Below are 15453 nucleotides of genomic sequence, written 5' to 3'. Positions count from 1 at the left end.
TGCCCAAGCATTGAGGTCTGTGAAATTTTTCAACTTCATACTCTGACTCTATTACACCCTTACCTCACTTTAAAAGATGTTGGTAATGACAAGCCCTTTATAAGGGGAGGGTTAGGGTGGGGTAAAACCTGAGTTCTTCAGCTATTTTCAGACTTGTGTATACACCGTAGCCCCGCAAGCGAGGAGAGGTTGGGGGTGAGGTGCTAGAGACTTTTGCAAGAGGTCTACTGATTCGTAATGACATTCGCGGACTTCTTCGCGCTACGCTAACGTAATTCGTAATTAAGTAATGTAACTGGGACTTAACCCCCAGAATTGTTTGAAAATTGCTGAAGAAAATAATTATGAAAATTACTGATTTAATTACTTGGTTTGAAGCATGGGCAAATCCTGCTTGGTGCGAAAGCTGGGATAATTGTGGCTGGCAAATTGAACCAGGAATTTTGCAGGAAAAAGCACGGGTTTTGGTATGTTTGACACCGACTTTGGTAGTAATGCAAGAAGCGATCGCTCTGAATGCTAATCTGATATTTGCCCATCATCCCTTGATTTTTAATCCTCTCAAATCTTTACGCACTGGTGAAGCGATCGCAGAAATGGTACGGTTAGCTTTTACCCACAATATTGGTATTTACAGCGCCCACACCAATTTCGACCAAGTACAGGATGGGACTGCTGACGTTTTAGCTCAGATTTTAGAACTCAAAGAAGTTACCCCCATAGTACCGACACAAGGAGGCTTAGGATATGGTCGTGTTGGTTTGCTAGAGCCATTTTTAACACTACAAGAATTACTCGCAACCATTCAAACCCGACTTGCTCCCCCTAATTTGATTTTTTCCCCCAGTGCTGATTTACAGCAAACAATTTCACGAGTTGCTGTTTTGGGTGGTTCGGGGGCTGGTTACATTTCAGCCGTCGCCAAAACTGGTGCGACAGCTTATCTGACTTCTGATTGTAAATTTCATCAGTTTCAAGAAAGCCGCGATTGCAATATCATCTTAATCGATGCTGGACATTATGCTACCGAACGTCCGGCTTGCGATCGTTTGGTGCAAAAATTCCAGGCTTTAAACCTAGACTGGGTGCAGCTAAGTCAAAAAGATGAAGATTTTCGCCAGTTTTTTGCTTAATTATCAACATTAATACTGAATAATTTTGTATTGAAATCTAACCATAAATCTCAAATATTCTATCTAAATACTCATGTTTTATATCATTGATTGTGATATATATCACTAAGTATGTGTAACTATAATCACATTGCATCAATGTTTCATATCAATTAGTTGCACAAGAAAATGTTCCACACTTGAGGTAACAAATTGTTTACTTTGCCCCAACCAAGATGATTCGCACAATCATTGAATCTGCTTTCCAAACTGGATATCTTAGTGTTGAATCTGAGGGTTTACTTCACCAAGTACTCGCTACTAAATGCTATCAGTCAGAGGATTTGCCAGCTCTGGCAACCCTATATGATGCAGTTCGCGCAGGTAAAATTAAACGAGAAGCATCCTCGTCGAACGTGCTGATGGAATTTCCTTTACCACATAACAAATCTTGCTGATACTCCAAAAGAACCAGAGGAACTGAGGAAAGCTTCGTGTAAGTATTTCTGCTCATTCCTCACTCTCCTGTCTGGGCAAAAAACCTTAAAAATTCAAAACTCTTTAGGTGTTGTTGTTGAAAACTATCAAGGTCAGCAAAAGAATGAGTTAAGATCAGATACAAGTGGGTAATAGTAAAGTCAAGTCCCCAGACTTCTCACAAATGCCAATGATTAAAAGTAGGCAAATTAAACAACCGCAATCAACGATTGTTTTGGAGTATTATTTATTACATAATGGTAAGAATGACTCACCAGAAAATATGAGCCTGCTTAGGACAGGTTCGGAACTGTTTGACTTCTATGAAGCAGACATTCCGTAAAACGAGCCGGAAGGAGATTGAGTTCATTGCTAGAATAAGCATTCATTTATGACCCAACATTTCCCGGTATTTTGACAACTACAAGCAAATTTTGGGATTGGGTTCTGAAGGATACTTGTTCTCTAAGGTGAAATTAACCTCTTAAAGGTGTAATGTAATGGGGTAGAACCCAGATTTTGAAAGGTTTAACTACGTTGTTTAAAAAGGCAGAAACAATACATGCTACACCGCAAGATTTATCAACTGTGTTGCGATGGGCGCGAGGTATGTGTTTTCTTGCGGGACCAGCAACGCTGGATTGAACGCGCCCGCATCATAGACATAGAGGGAGATTTAGTTACCCTACGCTATGAAACAGAAGAAGAGGACGAAGTTTGTTCTTGGGAAGAAATGGTTCGCCTCGAGAGCATTGGTGCTGTAACGCAAAAACTGGCTTCAGTACCGCGCGGGAATGTGGAACCTCTGATGACTGAAGATTGCCCTGAAGCAGAGCGCATCCACAACCGTTACACTGACTCGAATCCAGAATAATTCAGTGCTGAGTGCTGAGTTCTGAGTGCTGAGTAATAATCCTAACTTAGTACTCAGGACTCAGGATTAGACAAGCCTTCAAAGGCGGGACAGTAACCTTCGAGAGTTACTTTAAAGTTATACAATGGCGAAGCTGGGTTCCAACATCTCTGCCCTCTTTGATGTCGGCAAGTACCGCAGCAGTCTACATCTGTCCATGTATAGCGATCGCTATTTTGACTGAGAAGCTCTCGTTGAGACAATCCCCTTAAGACTAATTCTTCCCCTTGCCAACGAGCTTCGATTAAACCAGTATCGGCAAATTGCCGCCAACGCGGATCGGCAGTAATCACATTGGGGAGGGTGATTGTGATTACTGTCCCTAACTCTGTTAGTTCGCCTTCGTAGTTTGTCTCTGGTGCTGCCGGTTGTAAAAATGTGTCACCGATAGGTAATTCTACTAAAGTGTTAGCCGCCGGAGAATGTACATGGTAGCGGTTTTGCAACTCCTCTAAGCTAGTCAAGTCTGCTAAATAAGCAGGAGAACCGTGGACAAAAATGACATGCTGGGGTCGCAAATTATGAATTAGCTGCGTAGTACCAGGGCCATCGCTATGTTGAGCTAAGAGATAGGTTTCGACAGTAGTAGGTGCTAAATATTCTTTATTAACTTTTATATCAATTTTTTCTGGTAAAAGAATCAGCCAAGGGCCTGTGTCTAGTTGGCAGTGCTTGTTCAAATCATCTGTAGAGTCGGTGAGAACAATACAAGGTGACTTGCCCACAGTGGGACGATGTTCTGCTTGTAAACGACGCACGCGGGGACGCACTCGTTCATCCCAAAATAAAGGTTGATGGCGGGCAAAGTTCTGTACAGATGGGGGGAGGTGGGGTAGAAGTTCTAGGTAGGCATCACAACCAGTAGCAACAGCACCATCTACCCAGATATCTAAATCTCGTCCGGTGAAGTGGTGATGAGAGCGTAATAGCATTAGCACCTCTTGACCCAATCCTAAAGCAGGAGTGGGTAGGATGACAGAACAATGGTCAGCGATCGCGCGATTAATTCGTTCTGCTAGTTGATTTTCTTGGTTGCGGCGGTGAGGATGACGGGATGTACCATAACTACCTTCAATAATTAGCACATCCAAATCTAAGCCCCGCAGTTCTTCTAAACGCAAACCTTCTACCAAGCGGGAGTTTGATAAGAAAAAATCTCCGGTGTATAGTAACTTGTAGGTACGCTGCTTGGTAGTGTAGGTAAGGAGAATTGCCACTGCTCCTGGTAGATGTCCGGCGGGAAATAATTCTGCTACTAAACCATCTTGGAATTCTACAGGCGATCGCAACGGCAAAGCATGACAAAATTTGGAAATTTCCTCAGCGTCTTCGTTTAGCCAATTCAGTGGCAGTAATTTACTGGTTACTTCACTACCATAAATAGGTAACTTGGGAAAAGCTTTATGCAGTGCCAGCAAGCCCCTAGCATGATCTGGGTGGGCATGACTAATCAAAACTAAATCTGCTGGTAGGGGCGAACTAGATTTACCTTCCGACTTCGTAAGCCCCTTACCGAGCGATGAAATATCCTCCATACCACAATCCAATAGAATGCGGTGTGGGCCCATCTTCACCAGTAAACACACGCCCTCATTGTCATGCTGGACACTATAGGGCAAACATTCTAATTCACTACCTGCCTCCGCAGCATCTACGCCAGAGGATGCCGACAGATTATCCCTCATGCTCTCCTCCCCTCAAATCTCATCATAGACATATCCCAAAAGCCAAAAATTACACAAATTTTGGTTTTGTGACTTAGGGGTAAGTTTTATAGTGCGCCCCTACACCCTGAGAATACAGATTTTGATTGGGGAGGACACCTTTGCGAACCCGCACTTCTTCGGAAAGGTGGGCTAACTAAAAGCCATCAAACTAGGAGCTAAAGGAGTTTGCCTTTTATGTATTTTCCCTTTGCAAGTTTTGAGCTATCTTAGCTAACTCACCCTACGCGAAGCCACATCTACAGATTGAACTCAATGTGCAGAGCCATTTCCGTGATAGTTATCGGAATCATAGAATCCATTTTTCGTGCCAAAAAACAGGCACGAAAGCGTGAATACAACTGTTAATCCAGCTAGAATCAGCTTTACATCCATTTGCTTGCTGCCCTTTATTCAAGACTTTCTTATATTAATTTAGTGCTTCCGCAATCAAATGTAATCACTAGAAAATCTTTACTATGCTTATGTTGATTAGACAATAAGTAAATTTACCGTAATCAGTCAGATTGTAAAACCTTTCGGTTCACCTGTCTATCCATTTAAATATTAAGCAATGTAACAGTAAGAGCAATCCTTTACAAACCGTAAAAATCCTCATCTAGAATCTGGTCAATTGAAAAAGGACAAACGGTAGGATACTCACTTTCCTGGGGTATGCGAACCCCAAACTTAGCTAGCTTGCTTTCTTTAATTCCTAGCTTGCGAGCGTCTGGGTAGGCTTTTTCCACTGCCTCTAAGAGAAAACTTTTTAGAGAAGGAGTATCTGCTAAATTATTCAGAACTCGCTGACGATGTTCAAGTATTGAGCTAAACCAGCTTCCTTTCATACTATCGGGTACATCATGCTGAACTCGTAGCTTGAGTAAATGCGCCAACAGAATTGTCAGATTGCTTTTCAAGGCATTTTTCTCTGCCTTACCTAAATCAACTAGCTCCTCAATCAAATGCTGAATATCCAACGCCTCAAATTCATGATTTTGTAACTGTTGAATGGTTTGCTCAATCCATAATTGCAAATCTCGATCGTATAGCGTGTTAGGCATTTTTCAGATCAACTCCTAGTGACTTAAGATTCCAGTTAGCCCCGAAACTTTATCCGATCGTAGCGATGAAAGCGATCGCACATCCAATGCCAACCTGATTTTTGAGATAAATAGACTTCCTGCTGAGGATGTTATCTACAACAAGTCTGTGATGGAAAACAGCCGTTGCCTGTCTATTTTCTGAAGCTTAATTTTTTCGGCGTAGAAAGCCTGATAATAAGATTGATAACGCTCTGGTTCAGCTTCTGGATCGGTTTGTTGCCATAATTCTAAAAAGTGACGATAGCGTTTTTCCAGCATGACTAAATCCATGCAAGCGATCGCAGCTTGAACTACTTGCGTTGTCCGAAGTATTTCTTTTTGGTTTTTTTCATTTATATGGAATAAATGGGAAATTAACCCCATCTCGCTACTAAACTCTAAAAAATGGTCTTGCAAGCGGGAAATTAAATCTGGTTGAGACGCAAAATTCCTCGTCTCTCCATCACCTGATGAGATTTCTAAAATCTGTTGCCATAAAAATCGGTGGTGAGAAAGGCTAAATTGCAAATCTCGCTCCTCTAATTCGGTAATAATCGCTTGACGCTGTTCAGGACAATGTAAGTAAATTCGCAGTAATAAGGCTTCTGCGTGTTCTAAAAGACTCCGTTCTGTAGGAAGTGGAGAGTGAGAAACTTGGCTATTTCCCCATGCTTTTTTTGCTGATACGGGCTTAATGTATGCAACCGCAGCCGGAGCAATTTGAGTTAGCAGATTTTCGACTCGCAGGGGTATAAGTCTGGTATCTCCCAAACTGAGTATTTCTGCACAGTAGGAAACGTAATAATTTCTTGTATCGCTATTAGCTATATTTTTAAGTAATTTAACTAATTGCTGAGTTACTTGCTGAAAATCAGTAGCTTGTTTTAAGTCGCGGTTTTGAATAATTTGCTGAATCTGCCAGTCTAACCAAAGTGGGGCATTTTTTAGCAGTTCTGCATAATCTTCCGGGGTGTGGCTATGCAAATATTCATCAGCATCCTTCCCATCGGGTAAATTCAGAATTTTTAGCTGAACTTCGCCCTTGTATGCTAATTCGGCAATTTCCCCGATCGCACGTTCGGCGGCATTGGTTCCGGCTTTATCAGCATCAAAATTGAGTACTAATTGTTTCGATTCGGTATAGCGTAATATTAGCCGGACTTGTTCTAAGCTTAAAGCTGTACCGAGGGAGGCTATAGCGTTATTAATACCAGCAGCGTGGAGAGCGATCGCATCAAAATATCCCTCTACCACCACAGCTTGATCGAGTTGGGAAATTCCACCTTTGGCTTGATCTAGGGCAAATAATGTTTTACCTTTACTGAAAAGTTCCGTTTCTGGTGAATTTAGATATTTAGGTTGTTCATCAGTCAGAGTTCTTCCACCAAAGGCAATGACACGCCCTTGGACATCGCGGATGGGAATCATTAGGCGATCGCGGAATACATCATAATAACCGCCTCCTTCCTTGCGTGGCTTGATTAATCCCGCTTTTTCTAGTATCTGCGCTGGGTAATGTTTATCTTGGACAAGATAACGATAGAGAGTTTCCCAACCTGCGGGGGCATAACCTAAGCCAAATTGTTGTATAGTTTCTTGTTTGAGTTGGCGGTTAGATTGTAAATATTCAAGTGCTTTTTGCCCTTGGGATTGTCTCAGAGCATGTTGGTAAAATTGTGCTGACGAAGCCAAAACTTCATATAATTGTTCGCGCAAAGATAGCTGACGCTGTAATTCTTGACGTTGTTCGGGTTCTAGAGTTTGTACAGGTACTTGATAACGCCGTGCTAAATCCAGGACTACATCAGCAAAAGAACGCTTTCCCAACTCCATGACAAACTTAATGGCATTTCCTCCAGCTTGACAGCCGAAGCAATAGTACATTTGCTTGGTTTGACTGACGGTGAAACTAGGAGATTTTTCATCATGGAAAGGGCATAAACCGATAAAATCCTTCCCACGTTTGCGTAAAACTACATATTCCGAGACTACATCTACAATATCAGCCCGTAGTTTAACTTCCTCAATTGTGTCTGGGTGCAAGCGCGGGATTTGCATATTTCGTTTGGGAATTGGGAATTGGGGATTGGGGATTGGGGACTGGGGACTGGGAATTGGGAATTGGGTTAGGACTTACGCAAAAAATCTCTCAAACTCTAACTTCTCCGTGTCCTCTGTGTCCTATGCGGTTTGTTTTTCTTTACCTCTGCGTAAGTCGTGTGGTTATTCGGTACTATGAACTGGGTTATATCTTAGAAACATTTTTTCCAGTCCCCAGTCCCCAGTCCCCAATCCCTCAGCATTAACTTTGAAAAAAGGACAAAGGACACAGGACAAATGACTTCTGATAGCTATTATATTCTTGTTGCTAGACCAAGAATGACTAATATAATTGCTTACACTTAATTTTATCAGAGGAAATACTGAGAATGGGACGTATTTTTATTTCTGCGGCTCATGGAGGCAAGGAAGCTGGAGGGATTGATCAAGGTGCGATCGCAGGTGGTACAACTGAAGCTAAAGAAATGATTCTGCTGCGGGATTTGATTGTTACGGAACTGAGGGCGCGGAATTTGGAAATTTTGGCGGTTCCCGATGACTTGAGTGCCGCCCAAACCATCACCTGGATCAATTCTCGCGGGCGGCGGGGTGATGTTGCCTTGGAAATTGAATCTAATGCGGCTAACAGTCCTTCTGTGCGTGGGGCTAGCGTCTTTTATATTGCCAATAATAGCGATCGTAGGAGCAATGGTGAACAATTGTTAGTGGCATTGTTGCGCCGCGTACCGCAATTACCGAATCGGGGAGTCAAGCCAGATACAGATAGTGGATTAGGTAGTTTAGTCTTTTGTCGCCAGACAACGCTTCCAGCTTTGATGATGCAAGTGGCGTTTCTCAGCAATCCAGAAGATCGGGCTTTGCTGCAAACTCGTCGCCGTGATTTTGCTTTAGGAATTGCCGATGGATTGGTAACTTGGAGCCGTGTAATTGATCCTACTCCTGGAACTCCATCTGAAGCAAATTATCCGCCAATAAATATTAATATTAATGGACAGAATTACTCAGAGAAAGGAGTTTTAGTTAATGGAAATGCTTACATTCCTATTGATTTAGTAGACCTTCTACGAATTGACCTTTCAAAAGCAGCTAATGTCAATCGGATTACCTATCATAAAATAGTTTATGTCAAAGCCATCGAACTGCGAGATTTTAATGTTGCAGTCAATTGGGATGCTGGAACTCGTACTGTCAGCTTGCGATCGAATTTGATGGTTTGTCCTGGTCAATTTTCGCGCGTGATGTCAAACGGTAATACTTCAGAAGTCCAGTTACAATTATTTCTAAGAAACAATAATGAAAATGCTTTGGCGAAGTTTCCTGACATCCCAAAACTTTATCGAGAAGAATCAGGGATAGAAGGAGTGAACTATGATATTGCCTTTTGCCAAATGTGTCTAGAAACTGGATTTTTACGGTTTGGTGGTGATATTAAACCAGAGCAAAATAACTTTGCTGGCTTAGGTGCGATCGGTGGCGGTTCAGAGGCTGCATCTTTTCCAAGTGCCAGAATTGGAGTGAGGGCGCACATCCAACATTTGAAAGCTTACGCTAGTTTAGAACCTTTGGTACAAGAAGTAGTAGATCCACGGTTTCGCTTTGTAACGAGAGGAATTGCGCCATTAATCGATCAGTTATCAGGACGCTGGTCAGCAGATTTAGATTATAGTACGAAGATTTCCGCAATGCTCAAACGATTATATGAATCAGCAGGACTTCTTTGAGTCTTGAGTAACTAAACTTGCACTAATTACTTGCTCCCTTTTCTTACTTTGCGCCCTTTTTGGTTCGTTTAATAACTTCATAGCAAAATGATCAAAGGTTCTGCATAATGCGATCTACTTTAGACATCAGGATGCCGTAAATTTGTTATATAGGACTCATATTTGATTTTTGAAAAAAACTAAGTACACTTTTATTCCTTCTTCCCAGTCCCCAATCCCTTACCTCTACGAGTGATTCAGAAATCAAATAGGATTGCTATACCTTTGGTGATGGTGACAACATTTCTCAGCCGTAAGGCAATGGTGGCATATCTGGTAGAGATTGCTTGGGAAACAGATGTTTGGGTTGCTGAAGATTCAACTCACCTAATTCATTTCAATGGTGAATCTTTATTGCAGGCTTACCAAATAGAAAAGAAGCAAAGTTCTTGAGTATACGGCAGAATTCAGGTGTACTCACTACAGCTTTGCGTAATAACGAACCACTCCAGAGGTACAGAGGATACACAAAGGTTTAATAGAGGGCAATTTTTTTTGTAACGAACTTATGCAAAGCTGTAAGAGAAAATGCCTTGTTAAACACGATCTATGAACATCCGTAAAATCTCTACTACTCCCTTTAGCGACCAAAAGCCGGGTACTTCTGGACTGCGGAAAGCAGTTAAGCCTTTTCAGCAGCCCCACTATCTGGAAAATTTTATCCAATCCATCTTCGATTCTGTGGGGGAATTACAGGGGGAAACCCTAGTTCTGGGTGGTGATGGTCGTTATTATAACCGCCAAGCCATTCAAATCATTTTGAAAATGGCTGCTGCTAATGGCATTGGGCGGATTAAAGTTGGTCAGGGGGGGATTTTATCTACTCCTGCAACTTCCGCTATTATTCGCAAGTACCAGGCTATTGGCGGCATCATCTTGTCTGCTAGTCATAATCCGGGCGGGCCAAATGGTGACTTTGGTGTGAAATATAACATTGGCAACGGTGGCCCAGCACCGGAAAAGGTGACAGAGGCTATCTACGATCGCAGTAAAGTGATTGATAGCTACCAAATTCTGGAAGCACCAGATGTAGATTTAGAAACCTTGGGTGAGTCACATTTGGGAGAGACGGTAGTTGAGGTGATTGACTCTGTGCAAGATTATCAAGAGTTAATGGAATCTCTGTTTGATTTCGATCGCATTCAGCAACTGTTAACTTCTGGAAATTTTCGGATCAGCATCGATGCCTTACATGCGGTAGCTGGCCCTTATGCCCATGCCATTTTCGAGAAACGTTTGGGCGCACCAGTGGGAACTGTGTGTAATGGTACACCTCTAGAAGACTTTGGGGGCGGACACCCCGATCCAAACTTGGTTTATGCCCATGATTTGGTGGATATTTTGTACGGTGACAATGCACCAGACTTTGGGGCAGCTTTTGATGGAGATGGCGATCGCAATATGATCTTAGGGCGTAAGTTCTTTGTCACTCCTAGCGATAGCCTCGCAGTGTTAGCCGCAAACGCCAAGCTAGTCCCTGGTTATAGTTCGGGTTTAGCTGGTGTAGCGCGATCGATGCCTACTAGTCAAGCTGTGGATCGAGTTGCTGCTCAGATTGGAATTGAATCTTATGAAACGCCCACTGGTTGGAAGTTTTTCGGCAACCTTTTAGATGCGGGTAAAGCGACTCTCTGCGGTGAAGAAAGCTTTGGTACTAGTTCTAACCACATCCGAGAAAAAGATGGGGTATGGGCGGTTCTGTTCTGGTTGAATATCCTAGCAGAACGGCAACAATCTGTTGAGCAAATTGTCCAAGAACATTGGCAGACTTATGGACGCAATTATTATTCCCGCCATGACTATGAAGGGATAGAGATTGAGCCAGCAAACACCTTAATCGCAAGATTGCATTCCTTATTACCAACCCTCAAAGGTAAGCAATTCGGTAACTATCAAGTTGAATACAGCGATGACTTTAGTTATACCGATCCTGTTGATGGCAGCATTAGCGAAAAACAGGGTATTCGTATTGGCTTTACCGATGGTTCGCGCATTGTGGTGCGACTTTCTGGGACGGGGACTCAAGGTGCAACGCTAAGAGTTTATATAGAAAGCTATGAGGCAGATCCTGCTAAACATAACCTCGATCCACAGGAAGCACTTGCTTCTTTGATCGCTATTGTTGAGGAGATAGCCCAGATCCGCGAACTTACAGGGCGGGAACAACCAACTGTAATCACTTAATAAGAAGTTAGGAGTGAGGAGTTATTATCTATCTCCTCCTTCAATTTCTATCTTCTGCCTTCTGCCTGGGAGCATGTCAACTTTGCTAGAACAGATGAACTATTGAAGAGTGGCAGAATCAATGAAATGTCTAGTGGAAAAAGATAGTCCGAGCTACCCAGGTTGAAAAGGAATGACATCCCCTGAAAACACATCAAAAGTAAAACTCGCCATTTGTAAATGACTAGTCAAGGACTGGAGTTGATAAGCTTTTTTCCAACCATGAAATGCACTGATTAAACTGCAATGAGCGATCGCCACTCCCTTAGATTTACCTGTAGAACCTGATGTGTAAATTACGTAGGCTAAATCTTGAAATGTAGTATTAATGACTAAATTCTCTTCACTTTGCTGGTAAATATCTTTCCAATCTCGATTTAAACAAACTACAGCTACAGTCCCACTAACAAATGGTAGTTATTGCAACCAATCAATTTAAGTATTACTAAATTCATAATCATGCTATTATGAGACCAATATAAACTCGGTTCTGGTGGGAGTCAGCCATCAGACGCAAGGGGGAAAGTCCGGTGTAAATCCGGCGCTGTCCCGCAGCTGTAATCAAGGTTCGCCTTGTGAGTCAGAATGCCCGCCGAAAGTAACAGACAAACTCATACCCATCTGCGAGGTACAGGTGAATACCCCTATAAATATTTCAACCATACATCAGTTTCACGTTCTCATAGTGCCAGAGATACCCCACAGACTACTCATGGCTGTGAAATTACAGACAGTTTATTGATAATTGCAATTACGCTTTGGTGTAACTGTCATTTGCGCTAGTTTTTTGCTGGCGTGAAAGCTTTTGCAAGATCATTTTTTCCAAATTGACACGTTATGTTGCAGTTGTACGACTGCAACATAACGTGTCATATCTGCGATTCAGAATTATCTCTACAAACTTCAAAATTAATGCTCAATAAACAACATACTTTATTTGTTTGCACGACTTGTGACAGCGTGTGGCAAAACGGTAAACGAGTTGGTGAAAGTAAAGGTGAACAACTACTAAAGCAACTTCGACAACTTGCACAAGATTGGGAATTGCGAAATAAATTCCTCATTCAGGGAGTTGAATGTATGAGTGCTTGTAACCATTCTTGTGTTATTGCCTTTACAGCAGAAGGGAAATCAACCTATCTCTTTGGCGATTTACCAGTTGATGGCTGTGCATCTGCTGTACTGAAATGTGCAACTGAATATTATACTAAGCCTGATGGTTTATTGCCTTGGTCAGAACGACCTGAACCTTTGAAAAAGGGGATTTTGGCAAAGATTCCACCACTAAACAAGTGGGCAAAATTAAACACAAGGTGTTGTTAATTGATGACTGGATAAAATTTACCAGTTCTTAATCTCTAGTACTTAAATCATTAGTCTTCAAAGGAACAGAAAGTAATGCAGATTCAAACAGCAACATTAGGCTATCCCCGTATTGGGAAAAACCGGGAAGTCAAGAAAGCGTTAGAAGCTTTTTGGAGTGGTAATCTAGAGTCAGAATCATTACTCCAAACCGTGCGAAAAGTCGAGGAATCTAACTGGAAAACCCAACTTGAAGCCGGAATTGACCATATTGGAATTGGAGACACAACTCTCTACGATCATGTACTTGACTGGACATTTCGTTTTGGGCTGATTCCTGAAAGATTTCAACAGCTTTCTGGCTTAGAACGCTACTTTACAATGGCACGAGGTAAAGAAGGAATTCCCGCTTTGGAAATGACCAAGTGGTTTGATACTAACTATCACTATCTCGTCCCGGAAATTGCAGAATCAATATTACCGTCTGATTTCAGTGACTTTTTAGAACGAGTTAGCCGCGCTCAAAAAATATTAGGTAAACGGGCAATTCCGATTGTACTTGGTCCCTGTACTCTGCTGCGCTTAAGCAAACTATCACTAAATATTGAGCAAGCAGTATCAAAGTTAATTCCGCTATACATAAACCTACTCACTGAATTAAAAAATCTGGGAGTAGAAGAAGTGCAAATACATGAACCTGCACTTGTTTTAGGTGATGCGAATTCTTGGAAAGAACACTTTCAAACAGTTTATCAATCACTTTCGTTAGTTGAAATACCCCTACACTTGGTTACTTATTTTGATGATTTGGGTGAAACTTACCCTTGGGTGATAGATTTACCTGTTGCTGCTATTAGCTTAGACTTGACACGCGGACGCAACTTAGAGTTAATTAAAACTTACGGTTTCCCACAAAATAAGCGACTAGGTGTAGGAATTATAGACGCAAGAAATATTTGGCAAATTCGTTCCGAGAAAGTTATTCCAATTTTACAAGAGATTGTAGAGACTTTACATGGGACATCTCTACATATTCAACCATCTGCTTCCTTACAATTTCTTCCCTACGATGCCAAACGAGAGAAACGATTACCATCACAGCTACGCGATGTCTTAAGTTTTGCTGAACAGAAACTTCAAGAAATTGTTTTCTTGGCTCGGATAATAACAGGAGAAAACACTAAAACAGAGCAAGAAATTATCGAGACTAGCTGGAATAATTTCGAGGAGTTTAATCCAGCAAATCAGTCAGTTCAAAAAAGACTGAAAACTCTGAAGATTGATGATTTTCAGCGCTCCTTATCCTATGGATTGCGGCTAGATTCTCAAATTTTGCTTCCTCTGTTCCCGACAACTACAATTGGTTCTTTTCCCCAAACCTCTGAAGTTCGCCAACTCCGAATGCGTTATAAACGGGGTGAATTGAGTCAGTCAGAATACGAAGCTGCAATTGATGTTCAAATTGCCGAAAGCATTAATTTACAAGAGGAATTAGGATTAGATGTTTTAGTTCATGGTGAATTTGAACGCACCGATATGGTGGAATTTTTTGGACAGCAGTTATCAGGCTTCGCTTTCACTGAAAATGGTTGGGTGCAAAGCTACGGTAGCCGTTATGTTCGTCCACCAATTATTTATGGTGACGTGGTTCGGACTGCGCCAATGACGGTACGTGAGTTTAAAGTAGCTCAATCTTTGACGGAAAAACCTGTAAAAGGGATGTTGACGGCTCCTGTAACTATCTTAAATTGGTCTTATCCCCGGACTGATATTTCCAAGTCAGAACAAGCTTTCCAAATTGCTTTAGCGTTGCGGGATGAGGTAGCGGATTTGGAAGCGGCTGGTGCAAAGGTAATTCAAGTGGATGAACCCGCGCTGCGTGAGGGTTTACCCCTAAAAGTTGAGCGCTGGAATGAATATCTTTCTTGGGCTGTAGATGCATTTCGTTTGGCGACAGCAGTAGCCCAACCCCAAACGCAAATTCATACCCACATGTGCTACTGCGAATTTGGTGACATTATCAAGGATATTGAACGGTTAGATGCTGATGTTATTTCAATTGAAAATAGTCGCAGCAATAATCAAACTTTGCGAGAAATCACAGAGGGTGGTTACTCACATCAAGTTGGTAATGGAGTCTACGATATTCATAGTCCCGTTGTCCCGACAACTGAGCAGATTTTACAACAATTGCGGACTGGAATTGCTAATTTACCGGTAAAACAAATTTGGGTAAATCCAGATTGTGGTTTGAAAACTCGTCGTTGGTCAGAGGTGATTCCAGCTTTAAAAAACATGGTGGAAGCTACGAAAGTTCTACGGGAGGAAGCAAACGTAACTGTGAAATCGTAGTAAAAATAGGCCCAGAGGTTAGTTTGAGAGTTTTGCTCTCTTGCTTATTGTTGAACTTAACGGTAACGCCCAATTATCTACTCATTTGTGCGTTCACCTACCCCCACGGGAAGCAACTTACACCTTTGGTCTTTGATAAGAGCAGATTTGAAGCTTAGGCTTCTGTTTGCGTTTAGAGCAGTACTTTTTGTTATGGAGTTTAAATATGATATCGACAGTGGAAACGATCGCAGCAATTGACTACAAACTATCCAAGCGATTTTTAGAACTCGATCCGGCAGGTTATTTTATCATCTACTTAGATCGGGGAGCAGGCTTGATCTGTGCGAAACATTTTACCAATGAAGTTAATAGACATCTCCGAAAACGTTCAAAGCCTTTATGGGGCTAGACTATAGCCCCTAAACGCAATCATTCTAAATTAGCTAGTTTGTACGAAAAAATAAGGCTTTGAGATATTTACTG

General features: G+C 41.9%; 12 protein-coding genes, 1 pseudogene and 1 riboswitch. Of the genes and pseudogenes, 9 read left to right on the top strand and 4 right to left on the bottom strand.

Annotated elements, in window-relative coordinates:
* Positions 1 to 344: 344 nt before the first annotated feature.
* The 3 genes from V7K42_RS04025 (at position 345) to V7K42_RS04015 (ending at position 2463) form a co-directional block, all read left to right on the top strand.
* Positions 345 to 1133 carry a Nif3-like dinuclear metal center hexameric protein gene (locus V7K42_RS04025; RefSeq protein WP_334913764.1) on the top strand — a complete coding sequence of 263 codons (789 nt, stop codon included), beginning with the start codon at positions 345 to 347 and terminating at the stop codon, positions 1131 to 1133.
* A gap of 215 nt (positions 1134 to 1348) precedes the next feature.
* Positions 1349 to 1570 (top strand): hypothetical protein, encoded by a 222-nt coding sequence (locus tag V7K42_RS04020; protein ID WP_334913762.1) that lies wholly within the window; start codon positions 1349 to 1351, stop codon positions 1568 to 1570.
* Positions 1571 to 2151: 581 nt separating this feature from the next.
* Positions 2152 to 2463: a DUF6679 family protein gene (locus V7K42_RS04015; protein ID WP_012408115.1), complete on the top strand. Its 312-nt coding sequence runs from the start codon at positions 2152 to 2154 to the stop codon at positions 2461 to 2463.
* A gap of 53 nt (positions 2464 to 2516) precedes the next feature.
* Here the strand turns inward: V7K42_RS04015 and V7K42_RS04010 are convergent, their stop codons facing one another.
* From V7K42_RS04010 to dnaG, 3 genes are all read right to left on the bottom strand, one after another.
* Entirely contained in the window at positions 2517 to 4187 is a 1671-nt protein-coding gene (locus tag V7K42_RS04010; RefSeq protein ID WP_334913760.1) for an MBL fold metallo-hydrolase, read from the bottom strand.
* Between the two features lie 614 nt (positions 4188 to 4801).
* A complete protein-coding gene (locus V7K42_RS04005) occupies positions 4802 to 5269 on the bottom strand; it encodes a DUF29 domain-containing protein (protein ID WP_334913757.1) in 468 nt (155 codons plus the stop codon).
* 135 nt (positions 5270 to 5404) lie between these two features.
* Positions 5405 to 7348, bottom strand: coding sequence for a DNA primase (dnaG, locus tag V7K42_RS04000; protein ID WP_334913755.1), 1944 nt, complete (start codon positions 7346 to 7348; stop codon positions 5405 to 5407).
* 371 nt (positions 7349 to 7719) lie between these two features.
* On the opposite strand from dnaG, the gene tftA reads away from it, so the two are divergent.
* From tftA to V7K42_RS03985, 3 genes are all read left to right on the top strand, one after another.
* Positions 7720 to 9072 carry a hormogonium tapered terminus morphoprotein TftA gene (gene tftA / locus V7K42_RS03995; protein WP_334913753.1) on the top strand — a complete coding sequence of 451 codons (1353 nt, stop codon included), beginning with the start codon at positions 7720 to 7722 and terminating at the stop codon, positions 9070 to 9072.
* Positions 9073 to 9303: 231 nt separating this feature from the next.
* Positions 9304 to 9504: a BsuBI/PstI family type II restriction endonuclease gene (locus tag V7K42_RS03990; protein ID WP_334913751.1), complete on the top strand. Its 201-nt coding sequence runs from the start codon at positions 9304 to 9306 to the stop codon at positions 9502 to 9504.
* A gap of 156 nt (positions 9505 to 9660) precedes the next feature.
* Positions 9661 to 11295, top strand: a complete 1635-nt coding sequence (locus V7K42_RS03985; protein ID WP_334913749.1) for an alpha-D-glucose phosphate-specific phosphoglucomutase — start codon at positions 9661 to 9663, stop codon at positions 11293 to 11295.
* 153 nt (positions 11296 to 11448) lie between these two features.
* On the opposite strand, the gene V7K42_RS03980 is transcribed toward V7K42_RS03985, so the two are convergent.
* Positions 11449 to 11664, bottom strand: coding sequence for an AMP-binding protein (locus V7K42_RS03980; protein WP_334913766.1), 216 nt, complete (start codon positions 11662 to 11664; stop codon positions 11449 to 11451).
* Between the two features lie 138 nt (positions 11665 to 11802).
* Positions 11803 to 11945: riboswitch (cobalamin riboswitch) on the top strand.
* Positions 11946 to 12246: 301 nt separating this feature from the next.
* Here V7K42_RS03980 and V7K42_RS03975 point away from each other — a divergent pair.
* The 3 genes and pseudogenes from V7K42_RS03975 to V7K42_RS03965 form a co-directional block, all read left to right on the top strand.
* Positions 12247 to 12657, top strand: coding sequence for a DUF1636 domain-containing protein (locus tag V7K42_RS03975; protein WP_334913747.1), 411 nt, complete (start codon positions 12247 to 12249; stop codon positions 12655 to 12657).
* A 75-nt stretch (positions 12658 to 12732) separates the two neighbouring features.
* A complete protein-coding gene (gene metE, locus V7K42_RS03970) occupies positions 12733 to 14988 on the top strand; it encodes a 5-methyltetrahydropteroyltriglutamate--homocysteine S-methyltransferase (protein WP_334913745.1) in 2256 nt (751 codons plus the stop codon).
* Positions 14989 to 15193: 205 nt separating this feature from the next.
* A pseudogene (locus tag V7K42_RS03965) lies at positions 15194 to 15346 on the top strand (DUF4346 domain-containing protein); the annotation flags it as partial.
* Between the last annotated feature and the right edge of the window lie 107 nt (positions 15347 to 15453).

Source organism: Nostoc sp., assembly GCF_036917455.1.
In the GTDB taxonomy this organism is placed as follows: Bacteria; Cyanobacteriota; Cyanobacteriia; order Cyanobacteriales; family Nostocaceae; genus Nostoc.
This window is presented reverse-complemented; position numbering and strand designations above follow the sequence as displayed.

Coding starts and splice junctions, on each gene's coding strand:
- V7K42_RS04005 (WP_334913757.1), bottom strand. CDS start 5,269: ATGCCTAACACGCTATACGATCGAGATTTGCAATTATGGATTGAGCAA.
- tftA (WP_334913753.1), top strand. CDS start 7,720: ATGGGACGTATTTTTATTTCTGCGGCTCATGGAGGCAAGGAAGCTGGA.
- dnaG (WP_334913755.1), bottom strand. CDS start 7,348: ATGCAAATCCCGCGCTTGCACCCAGACACAATTGAGGAAGTTAAACTA.
- V7K42_RS04020 (WP_334913762.1), top strand. CDS start 1,349: ATGATTCGCACAATCATTGAATCTGCTTTCCAAACTGGATATCTTAGT.
- V7K42_RS04010 (WP_334913760.1), bottom strand. CDS start 4,187: ATGAGGGATAATCTGTCGGCATCCTCTGGCGTAGATGCTGCGGAGGCA.
- metE (WP_334913745.1), top strand. CDS start 12,733: ATGCAGATTCAAACAGCAACATTAGGCTATCCCCGTATTGGGAAAAAC.
- V7K42_RS03985 (WP_334913749.1), top strand. CDS start 9,661: ATGAACATCCGTAAAATCTCTACTACTCCCTTTAGCGACCAAAAGCCG.
- V7K42_RS03975 (WP_334913747.1), top strand. CDS start 12,247: ATGCTCAATAAACAACATACTTTATTTGTTTGCACGACTTGTGACAGC.
- V7K42_RS04025 (WP_334913764.1), top strand. CDS start 345: ATGAAAATTACTGATTTAATTACTTGGTTTGAAGCATGGGCAAATCCT.
- V7K42_RS04015 (WP_012408115.1), top strand. CDS start 2,152: ATGCTACACCGCAAGATTTATCAACTGTGTTGCGATGGGCGCGAGGTA.